The organism is Asaia sp. A2, assembly GCF_057319415.1.
This window is the reverse complement of sequence record NZ_JBXWTO010000012.1, coordinates 1-12,548: the sequence shown is the minus strand read 5'-3', so window position 1 is coordinate 12,548 and position 12,548 is coordinate 1. Positions and strand designations below refer to the sequence as shown.

16 protein-coding genes and 1 other RNA gene are annotated in these 12,548 nt (G+C 61.3%); 9 read left to right on the top strand and 8 right to left on the bottom strand.

Annotated elements, in window-relative coordinates; genetic code table 11:
* Nucleotides 1-88: 88 nt before the first annotated feature.
* The 5 genes from ACWNRM_RS11075 to efp form a co-directional block, all read right to left on the bottom strand.
* Nucleotides 89-1,096: a peptidoglycan -binding protein gene (locus ACWNRM_RS11075; protein WP_485170833.1), complete on the bottom strand. Its 1,008-nt coding sequence runs from the start codon at nucleotides 1,094-1,096 to the stop codon at nucleotides 89-91.
* A gap of 15 nt (nucleotides 1,097-1,111) precedes the next feature.
* Nucleotides 1,112-2,284 (bottom strand): flagellar motor protein MotA, encoded by a 1,173-nt coding sequence (locus ACWNRM_RS11070; protein WP_485170832.1) that lies wholly within the window; start codon nucleotides 2,282-2,284, stop codon nucleotides 1,112-1,114.
* Entirely contained in the window at nucleotides 2,281-3,132 is an 852-nt protein-coding gene (locus ACWNRM_RS11065) for an OmpA family protein (RefSeq protein WP_485170831.1), read from the bottom strand. The genes ACWNRM_RS11070 and ACWNRM_RS11065 overlap by 4 nt, the downstream gene beginning before the upstream one ends.
* A 148-nt stretch (nucleotides 3,133-3,280) precedes the next feature.
* Nucleotides 3,281-4,111 (bottom strand): inositol monophosphatase family protein, encoded by an 831-nt coding sequence (locus ACWNRM_RS11060; RefSeq protein WP_485170830.1) that lies wholly within the window; start codon nucleotides 4,109-4,111, stop codon nucleotides 3,281-3,283.
* Nucleotides 4,112-4,229: 118 nt separating this feature from the next.
* Nucleotides 4,230-4,796, bottom strand: a complete 567-nt coding sequence (gene efp / locus ACWNRM_RS11055) for an elongation factor P (RefSeq protein ID WP_023979275.1) — start codon at nucleotides 4,794-4,796, stop codon at nucleotides 4,230-4,232.
* 185 nt (nucleotides 4,797-4,981) lie between these two features.
* On the opposite strand from efp, the gene ACWNRM_RS11050 reads away from it, so the two are divergent.
* Entirely contained in the window at nucleotides 4,982-5,914 is a 933-nt protein-coding gene (locus tag ACWNRM_RS11050; RefSeq protein WP_485170829.1) for a DNA/RNA non-specific endonuclease, read from the top strand.
* Here ACWNRM_RS11050 and ACWNRM_RS11045 read toward each other — a convergent pair.
* A complete protein-coding gene (locus ACWNRM_RS11045) occupies nucleotides 5,900-6,988 on the bottom strand; it encodes a lysine-2,3-aminomutase-like protein (RefSeq protein WP_485170828.1) in 1,089 nt (362 codons plus the stop codon). The genes ACWNRM_RS11050 and ACWNRM_RS11045 overlap by 15 nt on opposite strands.
* Before the next feature lie 52 nt (nucleotides 6,989-7,040).
* On the opposite strand from ACWNRM_RS11045, the gene epmA reads away from it, so the two are divergent.
* The 3 genes from epmA (at nucleotide 7,041) to ACWNRM_RS11030 (ending at nucleotide 9,261) form a co-directional block, all read left to right on the top strand.
* A complete protein-coding gene (gene epmA / locus ACWNRM_RS11040; protein WP_485170827.1) occupies nucleotides 7,041-8,024 on the top strand; it encodes an EF-P lysine aminoacylase EpmA in 984 nt (327 codons plus the stop codon).
* Between the two features lie 113 nt (nucleotides 8,025-8,137).
* A complete protein-coding gene (locus tag ACWNRM_RS11035) occupies nucleotides 8,138-8,563 on the top strand; it encodes a hypothetical protein (protein WP_485170826.1) in 426 nt (141 codons plus the stop codon).
* Nucleotides 8,564-8,607: 44 nt separating this feature from the next.
* Nucleotides 8,608-9,261 (top strand): fasciclin domain-containing protein, encoded by a 654-nt coding sequence (locus ACWNRM_RS11030; RefSeq protein WP_485172212.1) that lies wholly within the window; start codon nucleotides 8,608-8,610, stop codon nucleotides 9,259-9,261.
* On the opposite strand, the gene ACWNRM_RS11025 is transcribed toward ACWNRM_RS11030, so the two are convergent.
* A complete protein-coding gene (locus tag ACWNRM_RS11025; protein ID WP_023979297.1) occupies nucleotides 9,230-9,820 on the bottom strand; it encodes a thiamine phosphate synthase in 591 nt (196 codons plus the stop codon). The genes ACWNRM_RS11030 and ACWNRM_RS11025 overlap by 32 nt on opposite strands.
* Nucleotides 9,821-9,845: 25 nt before the next feature.
* A complete protein-coding gene (locus tag ACWNRM_RS11020; RefSeq protein WP_485170824.1) occupies nucleotides 9,846-10,247 on the bottom strand; it encodes a hypothetical protein in 402 nt (133 codons plus the stop codon).
* A 61-nt stretch (nucleotides 10,248-10,308) separates the two neighbouring features.
* On the opposite strand from ACWNRM_RS11020, the gene ACWNRM_RS11015 reads away from it, so the two are divergent.
* The 5 genes from ACWNRM_RS11015 (at nucleotide 10,309) to ACWNRM_RS10995 (ending at nucleotide 12,436) form a co-directional block, all read left to right on the top strand.
* The gene (locus ACWNRM_RS11015) at nucleotides 10,309-10,536 is read left to right on the top strand and encodes a hypothetical protein (RefSeq protein ID WP_485170823.1); all 228 of its coding nucleotides are present in this window, start codon (nucleotides 10,309-10,311) and stop codon (nucleotides 10,534-10,536) included.
* 2 nt (nucleotides 10,537-10,538) lie between these two features.
* Nucleotides 10,539-10,880 carry a cell division protein ZapA gene (locus ACWNRM_RS11010; RefSeq protein ID WP_485170822.1) on the top strand — a complete coding sequence of 114 codons (342 nt, stop codon included), beginning with the start codon at nucleotides 10,539-10,541 and terminating at the stop codon, nucleotides 10,878-10,880.
* 10 nt (nucleotides 10,881-10,890) lie between these two features.
* Nucleotides 10,891-11,047, top strand: a non-coding RNA gene (ssrS, locus tag ACWNRM_RS11005) — 6S RNA.
* A 1-nt stretch (nucleotide 11,048) separates the two neighbouring features.
* Entirely contained in the window at nucleotides 11,049-11,624 is a 576-nt protein-coding gene (locus ACWNRM_RS11000) for a 5-formyltetrahydrofolate cyclo-ligase (protein WP_485170821.1), read from the top strand.
* Nucleotides 11,621-12,436: a TIGR00282 family metallophosphoesterase gene (locus ACWNRM_RS10995; protein WP_485170820.1), complete on the top strand. Its 816-nt coding sequence runs from the start codon at nucleotides 11,621-11,623 to the stop codon at nucleotides 12,434-12,436. The genes ACWNRM_RS11000 and ACWNRM_RS10995 overlap by 4 nt, the downstream gene beginning before the upstream one ends.
* Nucleotides 12,437-12,548: the final 112 nt, after the last annotated feature.

Here is a 12,548-nt window from a genome sequence, read left to right as displayed (position 1 = left end):
TTGCGCCGTTCTTGTCATTGGGGAGAAACCGCCGCCATACGATTTCTCCCTGACGTTTCATTGCCTGTTCAGGGCTGCTTTGAGGGCTTCAGCGATCCGTCAGGCGGAATTCGATGCGGCGGTTACGGGTATAGGCGGCTGCCGTATTGCCCTGATCGAGCGGCTGGTAATCCGAAAAGCCGGTCGCTGCGAGATGATGCGGGTCCACGCCCTCGCGGATGAGCACCTTGACCACGGTAATCGCACGTGCGCTCGACAGCTCCCAGTTGCTGGGGAAGGCAGTATGAATGGGCTGCTTGTCGGCATGGCCATCCACGCGCAGAATCCAGGGAATATCGGTGGGGATCTGGCTTGAGACCTGCTTGAAGGTATGGGCCAGCGCCGCGATTTCCTTTTCGCCCTCTGGCGTCAGATCGGCGCTGCCCTGAGGGAAGAGAATGGAGCTCTGGAAAACAAAGCGGTCGCCAACGATCTCGACACCTTTCTGGTTTTTCAGGACGTCCCGAAGGCGACCGAAAAACTCCGAGCGGTAGCGCTTGAGCTGATTGACCTTGTCGGCCAGCGCCACGTTGAGCTTGTTGCCCAGATCCGTGATCTGCTGGTCGCGTGCCGTAACATCTTTCTTGGCAATATCAAGCGCCTGGCCGATTGCGAGCAATTGCTGGTTGAGCTGTTCGAGCTGTGATTTGAGTTCGGCAATGGTGGCCTGATCGGATTGCGTGGCCTGACCGGCAGCGGCGAGCGCCTGCTCCTTTTCGGCAATGGTGCCATTCAGCGTGGCAAGCTGCTGTGTGAGCACATCAGCCTGACGCTTGGCACTGTCGCGATCGGTCGTGAGGCTCGCTACCATCGAGCTAAGCTGCGTGTTCTTGGCCTCTGTCATCGACAATGTCTGTTGCAGGGCAGCAAGTTGCTGGCGCAGGGCATCGAGCGAGTGGGTGCGTTTGCTCAGGGCCACGGACAGGAATTGCTGGCCCAGCACAAAGACCAGCAAAACGAAGGTGACCACCATGAGCAGCGTGGAGAGGGCGTCCACATAGCCGGGCCAGGCATTGAGTTCTCCACCGTGGGAGCTGCGTCTTGAGCGTCGTGCCATGAGATCCGCCTCGCCTTATTGCGCCGAAGGGGGAACGACCGTTGATCCGCCGGGGCTGGTGGCAGCGATGGTGCGCGCCAGAACGCGCAGATCATTGCGGATCTCGCCAGCCATCTGGGCACGGCCGCTGTGAAGCTCGTCGATCAGCCGTACCATATGGCCCTCGATTCGGCTGAACTGCTCGCGACTGTCCTTCGCATCGTTGAAGGCTGCCGTGCCGGGTGTTGCGGCCTCGCCGACATGCTTGAGGAACGGACCAAGGAGAGCCTGCCCTTCCGCGACACGGTTCATCATCTTCTGGTTCGACTGGAGCAGGTCGGTCATGGCCTTGAGGCGCTCCTGCAGCCCGTCCATGACCTGAAGCTGCTGCATGCGGCTTTCCTCGCTGCGTGAGACAACATTCTGCAGGGTTTCGAGATTCTCGGCTGTCTGTTCCAGCAGGGCCTGCACATAGGCGGGCACGGAGGCATCGCCCCCTTCGATCAGGGTGCCGCCCTGCTTGGTGATCCCGACAAGCCATTCCTCGACTTCATTGAAGAACCGGTTCTGGGCCTGACCTGCGTTGAGATCGAGGAAGCCAAGGATGAGCGCTCCGGCGAGACCGAACATCGAGCCTGAGAAGGCGGTGGACATGCCCTTGAGCGGCTCGGCGAGGCCGGTTTTGAGCTGGCCGAACATGGCGTCGAGATTGCCATCGCCCACGCTCATGCTGCCAATCACCCCGGCAATGGAACTGACCGTGAGCAGCAGGCCGTAAAACGTGCCAAGCAGGCCCAGATAGATGAGGAGGCTCGTCATGTAGCGCGAGATATCGCGGGATTCGTCAAGGCGGCCTGAGAGACTGTCGAGCGTGGCCTGAGCCGACTGGTGCGACAGGCTCAGCCGACCCGTCGCCGTGCGGGCCGCGAGATTGCGCGCAAGCGCGCCAAGCAGGCGAGGAGGCTGGGGCTGGGCAAGGCCGGTGCGGTTGACGCGCAACTGATCGACCCATTTCACCTCGGGCATCAGACGCAGCACCGTGCGCAGATTCCACAGGATGCCAATGACCAGCACGCCGAGAATCAGCCCGTCCAGCGCCGGATTAGCAAAGAAGGCGGCATAGAGCGTCTTGCTGAGCAGGGCGGCCACGGCTGCGACGAGGATGAGAAAGATCCCCATGCGCAGGAGATAAAGGGTCGGGCGGGTCATGGCGTGGGGGTCCTCGATGCGGTTCCGAACTGGGCTTCAGAAATCGGGGCCGGTACGGCACCCTCGGCGATGATGTCGAGACGGTCTGCCGGCGCGGTTCCGGGCAGGGCCAGACCGGTGGCACGCGGATAGATGCGCGTGGTCGCGACGCCCTCGCGTATCAGGATGGAGCGCACAACCAGTGCGCGAGCAAGCGCGATACGACGGGGGGTGGAAAGATCCTCATTTGTACCGCTGGCCGAGGCCCAGAGCGTGACACGCAGGGTGGGCTTGCCTGCCAGCACCTTGGCTTCGTCGCGCACGGCATCAATCATGGCCTGGCTCATGCCGCTGCTATTGGCATCGAACAGTACACGCAGGCCGTTTGCCTGCTTCTCGACCTTGCCCTTCGATGCCGGGTCGGGCTTGACCTCCTCTGGCGGGACAGGGGGGTGGGTCGGTACGGCCACGCCCGGCGGCGGAATGACGACGGGACGCGGGGGCTGGGCGGGAACATCCGGCGGTGCACCGACGCGCTGTGCAGCAGGAGCGCGGGGTGTTGAGGACGGCGCGCTTTTACCGGGCAGATTGCTGTTGGGTGCCGGGCTGGTGGCAGAGGACGTGGCCGGATGGGACGGGGCAGATTTGTCCTTGGTGGCGGCAGTCGTATCCGCCTTGTGGCCTGCCTTGTCGACTCTGCTTTTAGCAGGACTGGAAGAGCTTTTCTGAGTAGCTGATTTCGCCGCAGGCTTGGCTGCGGGGATGGCATCATCATTGGAGGTGACCTGCGCCTGTACAGGCATCGCGGTCAGCAGGGCAGCCGGAAGACCGGCCGAAAACAGGAGGGAGAGGAGGATCGGCCGTTTCATGACGGGGTGATCCTAATCGCGCTCCCCCCGCGCTAGCAATGGGGAATGAGATCTCGTTATCCCGATGGTTCCCACGCTATCCGGTTTTATTTGCGGAATAACCGGTTTTCGTAGCCTGCCCACGCCGGAGCGCGGGCAGGCTGGGGGCTCAGGCCTTGCGGGTCAGGGCGTCGAGCACGATCTTGCGGATCGGTCCATGCAGGTGGCCGTTACCGGCGACCAGCGTCACGTCATTGTCAAGATCGGTGATCTCCAGACCTTCCGGATCGGTCACGTATCCGCCAGCCTCACGCACGATCAGCAAACCGGCTGCGCAATCCCAGGGCTTGAGGCCAATTTCCCAGAAGGCTTCGTAACGACCGGCAGCGACCCAGGCGAGGTCGAGCGCTGCGGCACCGAAGCGACGGAAACCTGCGACATGCGGCATGAGTGCCGCCAGTGTGCGACCGAAAGGCAGACGGCGATCGGCCGGTGTCTTTGCGAAGGGGATGCCGGTGGCGATGAGCGATTCGGATAGGTCACGACGTGCCGAGACGCGAATACGACGCTCGTTCAGAAAGGCGCCAACGCCCTTCTCGGCCCAGAACATCTCATTGGCGGCAGGATTATAGACCATGGCAGCGGTAATTTCGGTCGAGCCATCGGGGTGGCGACGCTGCAGGGCGATGGAAATGGCCCATTGCGGAATGCCATGCAGGAAGTTCGAAGTGCCATCGAGCGGATCGACGATCCAGCGCCATGTCCAGTTCTCGCCACCCGAATTGCCGCTCTCTTCCATCAGGAAGGCGTAGCCGGGGCGAGCGCGGGCGAGTTCCTCACGGATTGTCTGCTCGGCACGCAGATCGGCCTGCGAAACGAAGTCACCGGGGCCCTTGATGCTGACCTGAAGCTGCTCGACTTCGGCGAAATCACGAAGGAGACGCTTGGCTGCTTTTTGCGCAGCATTCTGCATGACGGTCATATGCGGCGAGAGACGCATGGCAATAATCCTGATGAGAAACTGTGAAAGAGCAGGGTAGTCGTATCAGGGCAAAGCCCGCAGCCGGGCCTTGCCTTGCGGGGGTACAGCATGGCTGCGCCCCCGTTTCAGAGGGTGATCAGGCCTTGGCGCGTTCGACGTAGGACGCGTCATCCGTGCGGACAACCACGCGCTCGCCGGCTTCGATGAAGGGCGGCACCATGGTCTTGACGCCATTGGACAGCATGGCGGGCTTGTAGGACGAGCTGGCCGTCTGGCCCTTGACCACAGGATCGGCCTCGGTGATTTCGAGCGTGACATGCGGCGGCAGGGAAACGCCAACCGGGTCGCCTTCGACCAGCTTCACGTTCAGTTCCATGTTGTCCTGCAGGAAGGGCAGCTGGTCGCCGAAGATGTCCTTGTGCAGCATCACCTGCTCGAAGGTTTCCGGGTCCATCAGGACAATGTTGTCACCATCCGTGTAGGAATAGGTGTAGTCCTTGTCTTCCGTCATCAAGCGCTCGACGGTGTCGGCGGTGCGCCAGCGCTCATTGGTCTTGTTGCCTGTGTTCAGATCGCGCATTTCGACCTGGATGAAGGCGCCACCCTTGCCCGGCGTGATGATCTGCTGCTTGAGAACCGTCCAGCGACGACCGTCATGCTCAATAACCTGTCCGGCGCGAATCAGGTTTGCCTGCTGCTTCATGGAAGAAAGATCCCGGGAATCGTGATGTGGATACGACGGGTCTGTGCCGCCGTGAAAGGCGGGGTTCTAACGAAGCGGGCGCTCAAGAGCAAGCAAGATGCATGGTCTGCCCTCCGGGATGCCACTCTGAAGAGGATGGCGGTGATCTGGTTGTGCATTTGCAAAGTGGCAGCTAGAGCGCAGCCATGCGGTTTCGATCTTCTTACGTGTTTGCCCTCTCCGGGCTGGGTCTTGTTTTCTGGGGTAGTTCCGGCGCCTCGGGCTTTGCGGGCCTGTCGCGCGCCTATGCCGAGGCTCCGGTTTCGGCTGGACAGACGCCAGGCACGGTTGCGTGCGCGGCAGATTTCTCCGGTGGAATTGCGCCGACCCTGACGGCACCCGCCCCCACAACGCGCAATACGTTTCTGTGCAACATGGATTTCGCTGTTCTCGTGTCCGGGGTCACGCATGAGCCTGTCTGGGTGGCAGAGCATCTGACGCGTGACGAGATACGCCATGCCCAGCATCAATTGCGCGAGGGTAAATTTCACGAGGAAACACGCCAGCCAGAGGCGGACAGGGCCCGTCTGGTCGATTACCAGCGGTCCGGGTTCGACCGCGGGCACATGATGCCGAGCGGTGATGCCCCCAGTCGGGCGTCACAGCAGGAGACATTCTCGCTTTCGAATATGGTGCCGCAGACACCTGACCTCAATCGCGGCCTCTGGGCCGGGGTCGAGAAGCGGGTGCGCGAGCTCGTGCTTTCAGAGGGCGAGGCCTATGTCGTGACGGGGCCAGCCTATCGTACGCAGGCCCCTGCCCATATCGGACCCGGTGAACTGCCCGTTCCGACCTCGACATGGAAGGCGGTCTATCTGCCGTCCCGCCAAGCGGTGACGGTATATGTGTGCAAGAACACTCTCTCGCCATCCTGCACGCAGGTTCCTGTTGCGACGCTGATCAGGGTGACAGGGGTCGACCCGTTTCCGACCCTGCCAGCCTCGATGCGTGAGACGATCACCCGCATGGCCGATCCCGAGACGCAGCCCTATCGTGTTTCTCCTGCACTTCGTTGTCTGACAATGCGGGTGCTGAAGGGGCTGATAGGCGAGATGTTCTCTGGCTCATCCCCGCTCTGACGGGATGGCGGGGAGCGTGTGTGTGTTGCCCGCCGGGTCCTGCACGGCGCCGGGCTGCGTCTCGGGGTGGTAGTAATCCGGCCCGAGCGGCACCTTGCCCGCACCACCTGGGATATCGAGCACGTAGGTTGGCCAGGCAAGGCCTGTCACGCGGCCACGCAGGCGGGCCAGCAGCGCACGTCCCTCATCGATTGGCACATGGAAATGAGAGGTGCCGGGGGCAGGGTCGAGCTGATGCAGGTAATAGGGCTTGATGCGGGCGGTAACGAACGCACGAAGCAGGGCCTCCAGCGCTTCTTCGGTGTCATTGACACCGCGCAGCAGGACCGACTGGCTGAGCACCGGTATCGCGCGACTCTGTATCTGCCGTATGGCGGCGCGAGCCTCACGGGTCATCTCGCTTGCATGGTTGGCATGGAGCACGATCCAAAGAGCGCGATCGGTTTCAAGGGCGTCCAGCATGGCCGATGTAATCCGTGCGGGGTCGGCCACAGGCACACGGCTATGAATGCGGATGGTCTGGATATGGGGCATGGCCGACAGCGCCTCGATGATATGGCGCAGTCGGCGCGGGCTCAGCATGAGCGGGTCCCCACCCGTCAGGATGATCTCGCTGATGGCGGGGTGATCGGCAATCCAGCCCAGTGCCGTGTTCAGGGCCTCGTCCGAGAGGAGTCCGCCGTCCGGCCCCACATGCTCGCGCCTGAAGCAGAACCGGCAATAAAGCGGGCAGACCAGCAACGGCTTGAGCAGCGCGCGATCGGCATAGCGATGAACGATACCCGGCACGGGAGAAAGGGCGTCATCGCCAATCGGGTCATGCAATTCCCATGGGGCGGTCTGAAGTTCGGCAGGGGTCGGGACAACCTGCCGCCCGATCGGATCGTCCGGATGGTTGATCAGATCCAGAAAGGCCGGCGGGATGGCTGTGGCGAACTGGCTGGAGAGAGCCTCAAGCGCCTGCGCCTGATCCGGCGGAACAAGTCCAAGCGCAATCAGCTGCGATGGTGTGCGCACGACAGGGCGTGGCCCGGCGTGGCGCGGTTCGGCGGGGGGATTGACCTTTTCTGGCATCAGGGGGCTGTACTTCAGGCACAACTGTTTTCGCAACCGGAGAGCGCATATCATGGCGGGACGAAACGCAATTTCAGACAGGCTGCCGCTTTTGCAGCGTCGCGCCCTCCTGCAACGTGGCGTGCGTGCCTTTTTCGACGCCCGGGATTATCTGGAGGTGGAGACACCGTGCGCGGTGCCTGTGCCGGGTGAGGAGGTGCATCTGCGCTGCTTTCGGACCGAGCTCGAGCGACCCGATGGCACGAGAGAGCCGCGCTACCTGCACACCAGCCCCGAATTTGCGATGAAGCGCATTGTGGCGGCTACCGGGCTCGCGGTTTTTCAGCTCGCGCGTGTCTGGCGCAATGGCGAGCAAAGTGCCCTGCATGCGCCTGAATTCACCATGCTGGAATGGTACAGGCCTGGGGCGGGGCTCAGCGCCCTGATGGATGAGACCGAGGCGCTATTGCAGCATTTGTTGCCGCCTACCCTGACCTGTGGCGATACCACGCTCAGAATTGACGCGCCTTTCGAGCGACTGACGATGGCCGAGGCGTTCAGGCGCTATGTCGGGGTCGATCTGCTGGGTATTGGCAACGACGCCGCCCGTCTGGCGCAGGAGGCCAGCACGGTCTTGCGCGTCGGCGAGACATGGGAGGATCTTTTCTTCCGGCTGCTGCTGGAGCGTATCGAGCCGCATATCGGGCGTGATCGACCGACGTTCCTGACGCATTGGCCTGCGGCGCAGGCAGCGCTTTCGCGACGTGACCCGGAAGATCCGCGTGTGGCGCTGCGTTTCGAGCTCTATGCCGCAGGAATCGAGTTGGCCAACGCCTTCGAGGAGTTGACCGATCCGGTGGAACAGCGCGCGCGCTTTGTGGCGGACAGGGAGCGGCGGATCGCTCTGACGCCGGATCAGGACTGGCCACTCGACGAGGCTTTTCTGGCTGATCTGGCTGATCTTCCGCCGTGCAGCGGGATTGCGTTGGGGTTTGACCGGCTTGTGATGCTGGCAACCGGCGCACCGCGCTTGTGTGACATTGTGTGGTTTTCTTAAACCTTATGATAGCCATGAACCTTTTCAGGGGGCAAAATCGTTCTCATGGCCTACAGTGGCGCCAGCTTCGAACTGATCCGGCAGGCGGCTTCAGCTTCGGAAAGGGTATCAGGATGATGAAGAAAACAGTTTTTCTGTCGTTTGCTGCGCTGCTGACCCTGTCGGCATGCGATGTTCCGACCGTCCAGCAGCGTAAGGTGCTGGATTCCATGATCGGCAAGAGCGATGTGGATGTGTTGCGGACTTTCGGTGTGCCCACGCGCACCTATCAGGCCAGCGGTCATGACTTCCTGGCCTATATCGACAACGAGACCAACTACTCACCGGGGACTGGCGGTTGGGGCTGGGGCTGGGGTGGCGGCCCTTGGGGCGGGTATGGCGGCTATGGTGGCTGGGGCGGCGGCTGGGGTGGTTATGGCGGCTGGGGCGGTGGCTTCGGCGGTTTCCCACCCAGCTACTATAATACGACCTGTCAGACGACCTTCGAGCTGACCAATAGCCGTGTGGTCGGTTGGACCATGCGTGGAGATGGATGCTGAAACTTATGTCGCCCACCAAGACAAGAACAATAAGAACACGAGTAATGGGCGGGGTTATGATGGCTTTTGCTCTGGCCGGGTGTCAGAGCAGAACCGTTCAGGACCCTATCTATACAAAAGGCTCTCTTGCGGCTGTGCAGATGCCCGCGATCAGCAGTAGCCACATGTACCATGCCTCGACCAAGAGCGAGACATCGAGCCCGGTTGCCTATGAAGAGCCGCCAACCTTGTCCTTTAGCGACAGGCCGCTGCTGGATAACATATCGGCGTCTCTGGAACTGGCCGATTACCGCAAGGCCCTGCGTCAGTCGGCCATGTTCGCCAGATTGGGCCGGAACGGTCCCTTTACGGTGTTCGCCATCCCCAACGAGCCCTTTGAACGCTATGCAGCGCAGGTGCAGGGTGGGTTGATGAACCCGCAAAATGCGGCGACCCTGCGACAGATACTTGGCTATACGATCGTACGGGGCAACTGGTCACCAGCCAGATTGAATGCCACGATGAAACGTCTGAAGAGCGACCGCATTGCGCTGAAGACACTTGGCGGAGATGCACTCACCGTGCAGCGCGACGCGTCGAGCGGGCAATTCACGCTGGTGAATATGACCGGTCGTGTCGCCAGAATCTGGCTTAATGGCGCCCCGCAGTCCAACGGGACGCTTTATATCACCCAGGATATTCTTCCGCCGCGCGGCTGACGATATCGCTCAGCCTTGCCCCGGCTTCGTCGGCATCGACGAAGCTGAGGGGGACGGCGAGAAAATCGACATTGGCCTTGAACATGGCGATTGCCTGTTCCTTTGTCTCAATGTCCTCGGCGATGACCGGCAACTCCATCATCTGTGACCACCATGCGGCCAGATCAGGCGCATTGGGGGCTATGGCGATATAGTCAGCGCCCAGTTCGCCTGCACTCATGGCCTCGTCACGGCTTGTGCCACAATAGACGCCAAGTTGCAGGTCGCGCCCCAGTTCTTCACGGGCGGTCAGGCATTGGGCCGGGCTGCTGGTGAGGTGCACGCCGTCGCAACCCAGTTCGTGCGCCAGAGCTGGGAGGTCTGTTAGGATCAGGGCCGTGCCGCTGGCCTGCACGGTCTCGCGAATGGCATGCACACAGCTTCTGGCGCGGGTCTCATCGGTTGTGGACAGACGCAGGGCGGCGGGGGTCCAGCGTTCAAGCACTTTCGCCAGATCGGCCAGCTCACGTGACGGGTCGAAATCCGGCATTGTGACCAGATAGAGTTCGCAAGGCAGCATGATGGCAATCCGTCCGATAGGGCGCTCAGGACTCTGGCGCGAGATAGTGGTGAAGCTGTCCAATCCGGTAAGCGTTATAAGGCGGCCTGCCAAGAGTGAGTGCAGCGGGGCGCGTTGTCAGAATATGACCACCGCACTGCCGCGCAATATCGCCCACGGTTCTTATGGCGGGGGCATCCGCCGTGCATACCACCCATTTCTGTCCCTCCCGCAGGGCGCAGGCAGCAAGCGAGGCGGCATAGCCAGCATCGAAGATCGTGGGCACAGCAAGGTCTTCGGTCAGGGCGCGCCACCATGGAAACCCCATGATGGGCCCAAGGCCCTCACCGGATATGACTGCGTAGGGGGCGCTGGAACCCGGCTGGCTGAGGAGCGGGAGAAGCGCGTTATCCGAGAGAGCAACAATTTTACGAGGAAGGTGTTGCACCGGCTTCATGCTTGACCTTGTGACATTATGAGAGCTTCTCTAGCACAAGCGGAAACCCGGTGTGGATGATGAGGCCATTTTGACGGATCAGACCGATAGCGCCACAGGACAGGCAAGACCCGAGGATCGGATCGAGCAGGCGCTCGATCGCATCGCCTATGCTCTGCATCATCCACAGGTGAACGCGCCCGAACCCATGGACTGGCAGCCTCTAGCGGCCAATATTGAAGCGCTTCGGCTGCGGGTGCGGGACATGATCGAGTATCTGGCTGATGAGGAGGCTGTCTGATCATGGCACAGGTTTCCATTCGACTTAACGGCTATTCTTATACGATTGGCTGCAAGGATGGCGAGGAGCGCTATCTTCAGGATCTGGCCCGGCAGGTTGAGCGGCGTATCGATCGTGTGCGCGGGCTTGGCACGCAGGGTGGCGAATCATGGACGCTCGTCATGGCGGCGCTGTTGATGGCGGATGAATTGCATGATCTGGCCAAGGAAATTCTGCCAACCACCACGAATGAGCGCGTCCAGCGTGCCGAGCGCATCATCGCCGAGAATGAATCGCGCGAGCAGAAGCTTAATTTGCTGGCGGAGCGGGCCGAAGGCATTGCAGCCGAGCTGGAGAGTGCCTAGTTAGTGTCGGGTGGGACTGCCCGGTACGTCAGGCAACTCAACCCCTGGGCCGATAAGCACTTCCTTAGGGAGCTGGCTCTGTCGTGATCGTGGTCATGATATCTGGCGCCCACCTGCGTGAGCAGGTCCGGGAGGGCTGAAAGACCGACGGCCATGGTGGTTCCACACATGAATATCGATCAAGAAAAGCAGGCTCTGCGCCGCATCATGCGACAGCGTCGGATCGAACGCCCCATCCCCCCCGCTGAAAACACGACCCTCAACAATAATCTCGCCATGCAGATTCTGGCTGAGCCAGATCTGGGCCAGATCGGTTGCGTCTGGCCCCTCCCTGGTGAGGCGGACCTGCGCGCCTTGTGCCATCTGCTCTTCAACGCCGGGCGGCATGTGCTGCTGCCTGAGACAACGCCCAAGGGAGAGCCTCTGCTGTTTCGACGGTGGAGGCCGGATTGCGAGATGATGGCGGGTCGCTTTGGAACGCACCATCCCGATGGCGATTACGATCGTCCTGATCTCGTGCTGGTTCCACTGCTGGCATTTGATCGGACATTCAATCGCCTTGGTTATGGGGGCGGATATTACGACCGTACTCTCGACGCCTTGAAATGCAGGGCGTTCGGCTTTGCGCAGTCATGGCAGGAAGTGGCTTCGGTGCCCGTGGGCGCGCATGACGAGCCCCTCGACCGGATCGTGACGGAGCGGGAAATTATCAGACAACAGGCCGGGGAAGGCAAAGCAGGGTGAAACTACTTTTTCTTGGAGATATTGTGGGGCGTTCGGGCCGTGAGGCGGTTATGGCGTGTCTGCCAGCGTGGCGTGAAACCCTGAAGCTTGATGTCGTGGTGGTGAATGGCGAAAACGCCTCACATGGCTTTGGGCTCTCCTCTGCCATAGCCACCGATCTGTTCAAGGCCGGGGTCGATGTGATCACGCTGGGAAACCATGCCTGGGACAAGAAGGAGCTGCTGCGCGAGATCGACGCGGAGCCGCGTATCATTCGGCCGCTGAATTTTCCGCCGGGCACGCCGGGGCAAGGGTCCTTCGTGATCGTGCTCCCCAACGGGCGCAAGGTGCTCGTGATCAATGTCATGGGGCGTCTTTTCATGGACCCGCTCGATGATCCCTTCCGGGCCGTCACGGAGTGCCTGTCGCGTCACAAGCTTGGCATGACCGCGCATGCCATCATCGTGGATCTGCATGCCGAGACAGGGAGCGAGAAAATGGCGTTTGGTCATTACCTCGATGGCAAGGTCTCGCTGGTGGTGGGTACGCATACCCATGTGCCGACGGCTGATTATCGTATCCTCTCGAAGGGGACGGCTTATCAGACCGATGCAGGCATGTGCGGCGACTATGACAGTGTGATTGGCATGGGCAAGGAAGCCTCGCTTTATCGCTTCGTGCGCAAGCTGCCGGGTGAGCGCCTGCAACCGGCCGAGGGGGAGGCGACCGTGTGTGGGGTTTTCGTCGAGACGGATGACAGGACGGGGTTGGCGGTGAGGGTTGAGGCGGTTCGCGTTGGGGGTCATTTGAGCCCTGCGTTTCCTGTGGTGTGAGTTTTTTCGTTTTTTTTGGACTTTTTTGGTTTGGATTGGGTTGTGTGGGGGGAGAGGAATCGGGTGTGGCCCATGTCTGGCGTGGGTTTTGGGGGATTTGAGGAAGTGTTTG